The sequence below is a fragment of the Myxococcus xanthus genome, assembly GCF_006402735.1.
Taxonomy (GTDB): Bacteria; Myxococcota; Myxococcia; order Myxococcales; family Myxococcaceae; genus Myxococcus; species Myxococcus xanthus_A.
The window spans coordinates 4,330,421-4,337,601 of record NZ_CP017174.1 but is presented as its reverse complement, the minus strand read 5'-3'; the positions used below and the strand labels follow the sequence as shown (position 1 = coordinate 4,337,601).

1 protein-coding gene (cut by a window edge) is annotated in these 7,181 nt (G+C 70.6%); it reads right to left on the bottom strand.

Features of this window, described 5'->3' with window-relative positions:
• Positions 1-3 precede the first annotated feature (3 nt).
• Positions 4-7,181 carry the 3' portion of a non-ribosomal peptide synthetase/type I polyketide synthase gene (locus tag BHS09_RS18230; protein ID WP_140791666.1) on the bottom strand. It continues 5,968 nt past the right edge of the window, so only the last 7,178 of its 13,146 coding nucleotides appear in the window; its start codon lies beyond the right edge, outside the window; the stop codon is at positions 4-6.

Genomic DNA, 7,181 nt, shown 5'->3' with positions numbered 1-7,181 from the left:
GGCTCAGCCCTCCGCCTCGGTCGCGTCCAACAGCGCGTCCAGTTCCTCGTCCGACAGTTGATCCAATGCGGCCGGGTCCAGCGACTTCGACGCCGGTGCGATGGCATCATCCGCGAGCCGCTTCATCGAGCCCGCCATCCGGGACACCACTTCCGCCATGCCCGCGAGCGTGGGCGATTCGAAGACCGCCGTCAGCGGCAGCTCCACGCCCAACGCTTCACGCACGCGCGCCACAATCCGCGCGGCCATCCCGGCGTGTCCGCCCAGAGCGAAGAAGTCGTCCCGGGCGCCAATGCGCGGCCGGCCGAGCAGCTCCGTCCAGATCCCCGCCAGCGCCAGTTCCTCCGGCGTCGCAGGGGCGACGTACTCCGCGGCGTGGCCAGCGGGGGCCACCCGCGCCATGGCCATGGCCTGAAGCCGCTCGGCGTCCCCCGGCACCGTCACGCCGGCGAGCCGCTCCACGCCAGAGGCCAGGGCCTCCAGCAGGATGCGCCAGTGCTCCAGCAACTCGGCAACCACGTCCGAGCCATGCAGCTCGGGAGCGTAGGCCAGGCTCAAGCGCAGCCTGTCACCGGGAACCACATAGGCAATGAGCGGGTGGTTGCCCTGCTCATGGCTCTCCACGTCCACCACCTCCAGCCCCGGCACGCCCTGTCCCAGCGAGGTGTCGAGCGGATAGTTCTCGAAGATGAGCAGGCTCTCGAAAAGCGGCAGGCCCCGAGGCATGTCGCTCCAGCCCTTCACCTGGACCAGCGGACTGTGCTCGTACTTCCGCATCTCCAGCTGCCGTGCCTGGAGCTTCTGCAGCCAGGGCACCACCAGTGCGTTGGAAGACAGGCCCACCCGGATGGGCAGCGAGTTGATGAACAGGCCCACCATGGACTCGGCGTCCGGCAGGTCCACGGGACGCCCGGAGACGGTGGCTCCGAAGACGACGTCCTCTTGGCCCGCATAGCGCCCGAGGAGCAGCGCCCACGCGCCCTGCGTCAGCGTGTTGAGCGTCACCGCGTTGCGCCGTGCGAAGGCCTGAAGCGCGGCCGTGGCTTCTTCCGAGAGCCACAGAATCTCCTCACCCGTGACGGCGGCTTCCATCCCGGGCGCGGCGGCCCGAGCGCCAGGCAGCGGCGTTGGCGTGGTGAAGCCCGCGAGCTCCTCGCGCCAGAACGCCTCGGCACGGGACAGGTCCTGCCGCTGCAACCAGGCCATGTAGTCGCGCCAGGCCGCGGGACGAGGCAAGGCAACGTCGCGCCCCTGCGTCAGCGCCGCGTAGCAGGCAAAGACCTCCTTCAACATCACGCCCACGCCCCACCCGTCCATCACCAGATGGTGGTGGCTCCAGAGGAAGCGGTACTCCTGCTCGGCCAGGCGGACCACCTCCATCCGGGCCAGAGGCGCGGGCGCCAGGTTGAAGCCACGGGCACGGTCCTCACGGACCAGCGCCTCAAGCCGGGCGCGCTGCTCCTCGGCGGGAACACCACGCAGGTCGTGCTCCGTCCAGGGCAGGTCCGCCTTGGCATGGACCACCTGGAGCGGCTCCGGCAGTCCCTCGTGGATGAAGGACGTTCGCAGAACGGCGTTGCGAGCGATGACCACCGCCCACGCCCGTCGCAGCGCGGCGACATCCACCTTCCCACGTGACGTCCACGCCAACTGCTCGTGGAAGACCCCCGAGCCTTGGGGCGCGAGCGCGACATGGAACAGCATGCCCTGCTGAAGCGACGTGAGCGGGTACAGGTCCTCCAGGTTCGGGAATTGCCGCAGTAAGCGGTCCAGGGACGAGGACGAGAGGCGCGCGAGCGGGAAGTCCCCAGGCGAACGGCGCGCCGCGTCCGGCGTACTCCGGCCATCCATCAGCTCACGCAGCGATGACAGGAAGCCGTCAGCCAAGACTTCGATGGTCGCCCGCTGGTGGACGCGCGTGCTGTAGGCCCAGGCCACCTTCAGCCGGCCCTCGCTCACCACGGCATTCACCTCGAGACGGTGCGGCCGGCGGCCTCCCGCGCCATGCCACGCGCCGCTCGGCTCCTCCGTGAGGGCGAAGCGCTCCGCCCCCCGAGCCGCCGCGTCGAGCTGCCCCAGGTAGTTGAACCCCACCTCCGCGCGCGACGAGGCGCGCAGCGTCTGGGCCGTGTCTTCGCGCAGGTAGCGCAGCAATCCATAGCCCATGCCATTCACCGGCAACCGCCGCCGTGCATCCCGCAGCGTCCTGAGCGCGTCTCCTGGACTGCCCGCCTCCGGCAACTCCACTTCCAGCGGGAAGGTGCTGGTGAACCACCCCACGGTGCGAGACAGGTCCACGTCACCGAAGAGGGCCTCGCGCCCGTGGCCCTCCAGTTCCAGCCGCACATTGCGGCTGCCCGTCCAGCGGGACACCGCGCGTGCCACCGCCGTGAGCAGCACCTCGTCGACGCGCGCCCGGTACGCCAGGGGCACCTCGCCCACCAGCGCCTTCGTTTCATCCATGTCCAGCGTCACCGTCACCAGTGCTTCCGAGCCCGCGGTGTCGTCGCCACCTGACAGGTCCACCGGGAGCGAGGGGACGTCACGCGAGGCCTTCCAGAGCGGCAGCTCGCGCGCCACCTCGTCCGTCCGAGCATGCGCTACCAGCCGCTCCGCCCACGCCTTGAAGGACGTCGTCTTCGGCGGCAGCGACACCGGAGCCCCCCGCTCCAGCTGCGAGTATGCCGTCTCCAGGTCCTCCAGCAGCGGACGGAGCGACACACCATCCACCGCCAGGTGGTGCACCACCAGCAGCAGCCGGGACGAACGGCCCGCACCCCGCTCGAACAAGGCAGCGCGCAGCAGCAGTCCCTCGCCCAGGTCCAGGCTCTGGTGAACCTCCGCGCCCACGGATTCCAACGCGGCGCCCTGATCCGCCTCCGGCACGGAAGAAAGGTCCACGCGCCTCACGGGCACTCGCTCGGGCACGCCCGCGACGGACTGGCGCCAGTCTTCCGGTGCCCGCGTGAAGCGCAGCCGGAGCGCATCGTGGTGCGACACCAGCGTCCGCAACGCCTCCTCCAACAGCGCGGCATCCACCGGGCGGCGCACCTCCAGCACCGCGGCCAGGTTGTAGTGGTGCGGCTGAGGCAACGCCCACTCGTCGAAGAAGATGCGCTGCATGGGCGTCAGCGGCACGGGCCCCTCCACCAGCCCCTGCTCCGCCGTGCCTGCCTTCGCCGTCCCCGCGGCGGCCGCCAGCTCCACGAGCGTCTGCCGCTCGAAGAGCATGGCCGGCTCCAGCTCCAGCCCCAGGGCCTTGGCTCGGGAGACGATCTGGATGCCCAGGATGGAGTCGCCGCCCAGCTCGAAGAAGTTGTCGTGCAGGCCCACGCGCTCCACGCCCAGCACCTGCGCCCAGAGCGCGGCCAACGCCTTCTCCGCCTCGGTGCGCGGCTCGGTGTACACCTTTGCGTTGCCTCCGCGCGCTGCGTCTGGAGCCGGCAACGCCGCCCGGTCCACCTTCCCGCTGGGTGACAGCGGAAGCGCGTCCAGCGCGACGAAGGCAGCGGGCACCAGATGGTCAGGCAACCGTTCCTTCATGAACGAGCGCAGCGCCGACGCGTCCAGTTCGGCGGCTTGTACGACGTACCCCACCAGCCTCCGCGCTCCCGGCGTGTCCTCGCGCACGAGGGCCACCGCGTCACGCACGTCGGGGTACTGGCGCAGCACCGCCTCCACTTCGCCCAGTTCGATGCGGAAGCCGCGCAGCTTCACCTGGAAGTCGGTGCGGCCCAGGTACTCCAGGCGCCCGTCCGCGAGGAAGCGGACCCGGTCGCCCGTGCGGTACAGCCGCGTCCCCGCCTCTCCCGAGAATGCATCCGGGACGAAGCGCTCCGCCGTCAACTCCGGTCGCCCCAGATAACCCCGCGCCACGCCCGGTCCGCCCAGGTACAGCTCGCCCGGCACGCCCGGAGGTACGGGTTGCCCCCGCCCATTCAGCACGTACGCGCGCATGTTCGCGATGGGCCGGCCGATGTCCGGCCGCTCCACGTCCAGCTCGGTGGAGAGCGTCGCGCAGACGGACGCCTCCGTGGGCCCATATCCGTTGAGCAGTCGCCGCCCCGGCTTCCAGCGCCGCGCCAACTCCGGCGAGCAGGCTTCTCCGGCGGAGATGACCGTCTCCAGCAAGGGAAGGCCCTCCGGCTCCAACTGCGACAGGGACGAAGGCGTGAGCGTCACCGTGGTGATGCCCCGCGACGCCAACAGGCCGCGCAGCGGCTCTCCCGGCAGCAGTGACTCGCGCGGCGCCAGGTGCAGCTCCGCCCCAGCCACCAGCGTGGACAACACCTCCAGGACGGACGCATCGAACCCGAGCGCCGCCGCCTGGAGCACGCGCCGCCCTGGCCGCACGTCATGCGCCCGGATGATGGTGCCCAGGGTGTTGCAGAGGCCCTGATGCGGTACCAACACGCCCTTCGGAGTGCCCGTGGAGCCAGACGTGTAGATGACGTATGCCAGATGCTCCGGCAACGAACCCACGCGAGGTGGCTCCGACGGATTGCGCGCGATGTGGCGTCCGTCGCCGTCCACCGCGACGAGCAGCTCACCGCCCGCGGGGAGCACGTCCGCGATGTCATCCACCGTCACCACCACGGACAGCCCGGCGTCCCGCATCATGTGCGTCAACCGAGCCGTGGGGTACGCGGGGTCCAAGGGGACGAACGCGCCGCCGGCCTTCAACACGCCCAGGAGCCCCACCACCAGCTCCACGGAGCGCTCCGTGCACAGCCCCACGCGGACCTCGGGCCCCACGCCCAGCGTACGCAGATGGTGCGCGAGCTGGTTGGCCTGTTCATCCAGCTGCGCATACGTGAGTTGCTGGCCCTCGGCCACTACCGCCACCGCGTCCGGCGTTCGAGCAGCCTGCGCCTCGAACAAGCCATGCAGGGTCGCGTCCGCCGCGAAGGGTTCGCGGGTGTCGTTCCACTCCACCAGCATCCGCTGGCGCTCCGCGTCGGACAGCAGCGGCAACTCCGACACGCGCTGCGACGGATTCGCGGCGATGCCCTGGAGCAGCCGGACGAAGCGCGCCCACAGCAACTCCACCGTGGACAGGTCGAACAGGTCCGCCGGGTATTCCAAGGCGCCCGTGAGGCCCTGCGGCGTCTCACGCAGCTCCAACGACAAGTCCACCTTGGTGGCACCGATGTCCAGCTCCACCATCTTCACGCCCAGCCCTGGCGTGTGGACCTCGACGGGCGGCGTGTTGTGGAACGTGAGCATCGCCTGGACCAGCGGCATGCGGCTCGGGTCTCTCGGCACGCGCAGCTCATCCACCAGCCGCTCGAACGGAATCTCCTGGTGGGCGTACGCGCCAATCGACGCCACCTTCACCCGGCGCAGCAGCTCCACGAAGGTGGGGGCTCCCGACAGGTCGCCTCGGATTGCGAGCGTGTTCAGGAAGCAGCCGATGAGCCCTTCCAGCTCCGGACGGTTGCGGCCCGCCGCGGACGTTCCGACGATGATGTCGTCCTGCCCGGAGTACCGGTGCAGCAGCGTCTGGAACGCCGCCGTCAGCACCATGAAGGGCGTGGCGCCCTCGCGACGGCCCACGGCCCACACCGCGTCCATCACCGGCTTGTCCACGGAGACCTGGAGACGGCCGCCCCGGCCCGTCCAGCGCGCGGGACGCGGACGGTCCGTTGGCAGCTCCAACACCTGCGCGCCCGCGAGCTGATTCTTCCAGTACGCGAGCTGGGCCTCCATGCCCGGCCCCTCCAGCCAGCCGCGCTGCCACACTGCGTAGTCCGCGTACTGAATCGGGAGCTCCGGCAGCGGTGACGGCCGACCCGCCGCGAGCGCTTCGTAGCCCGCCACCAGCTCGCGGAAGAGCACGCCCCCAGACCATCCGTCCGAGGCGATGTGGTGCAGTGTGAGGTGCAGCACGGACACGGACTCGCTGATGCGAATCAGCACGGCTCGCATCACCGGCCCGTGCATCAAGTCAAAGGGCTTGCGCGCCTCGGTCAGGGCCTGCTTCAGCGCGTCCGACTCCCGCGCCTCCAACGTGCCGCCTCGGGCCTCCAGCCGCTCCAGCACCAGGGGCATGGCGTCGGCAAGCACCTGGTACGCACCGCCGTCTTCGAGCGCGAAGGTGGTGCGCAGGACTTCATGCCGACGGACCAGCGCGTTCAGCGCGGCCTCCAAGAGCGCTTCGTCCACCGCGCCATCGAGGCGTAGGGTGACGGTGTTGTTGTACGCGATGCCCGCCGGGTCCAACTGGTGGAGGTACCAGATGCGCTGCTGGGGGAAGGACAGCGGTAGCGGCTTGTCCCGACCTACGCGCACCACGGGAGTGGCCATCGCGGAGGAAGCATCCGGTCCCACCGTCTGCTGCGCGGGGGCCCGGGTGCCCGCGGTGCCGCGAGCTGGCTGCGAGATAGAACGTCGCGCCTTTGTCGCACGCGCGGGGGCCACGCACTCCACTTCGCCGGCGTCGCGGAAACGGGCACGCTGGCCCGTCACGAAGAAGTGCTCATCCGAGCCCGGAACGGAGATGAAGCGCGCCCGCGTGGCCTCCGGGTCATTCCAGAAGCCCAGCGGAACCGCCGCGCCGCCCAGGGCCAGCTCCCCCACCACGCCCACGGGCACCGGGGCGCCGGACGCATCCCGCACGTACACGGGCGCCGAAGCGGGAGACGGCCACGCCGCGCCCACCAAAGAAGACTCCACCGCCACCCGCTGCGCCGAGGTGACGACGTCCTGCGGCTCGCCCCCAAGCACCCAGAGACGAACGCTCCCCAGCGCCGCCTCGGCGCCAGGAAGCTCCGCCAGGGCACGCGCCTGCGACGGCGCGCAGCGCAGCGTCGTGACGCCCTCGTCTCGCACCAGCGACAGCAGTGCGCCGAATCCAGCATCGCCTTCGGCCAGCACCGCGTCCGCGGGCAGGGCCTGCACCTGGCTGCGCTGGCGCACCACGTCCAGCAGGCGGAGGCTGGACATCATCGGCTCCAGCTCCACGCCGAAGTCGACGAGGCAGGCAATCTCGTCCACGTCCAGGGAGCGCACGCGCTCCACCACGCGCACGCAGTCCTCCACCGAGCCGAAGAGGCCACCTTCCTTGATGTAGTGCTCCACCCCCTGGGCAAGCATCACCTCCACGTCCTCCGGCGTGAGGCCGCGCACATCCACCTGAAGGCCCTGGCTCGCCACCAGGTTGGCGAACACGTCCACCGAGC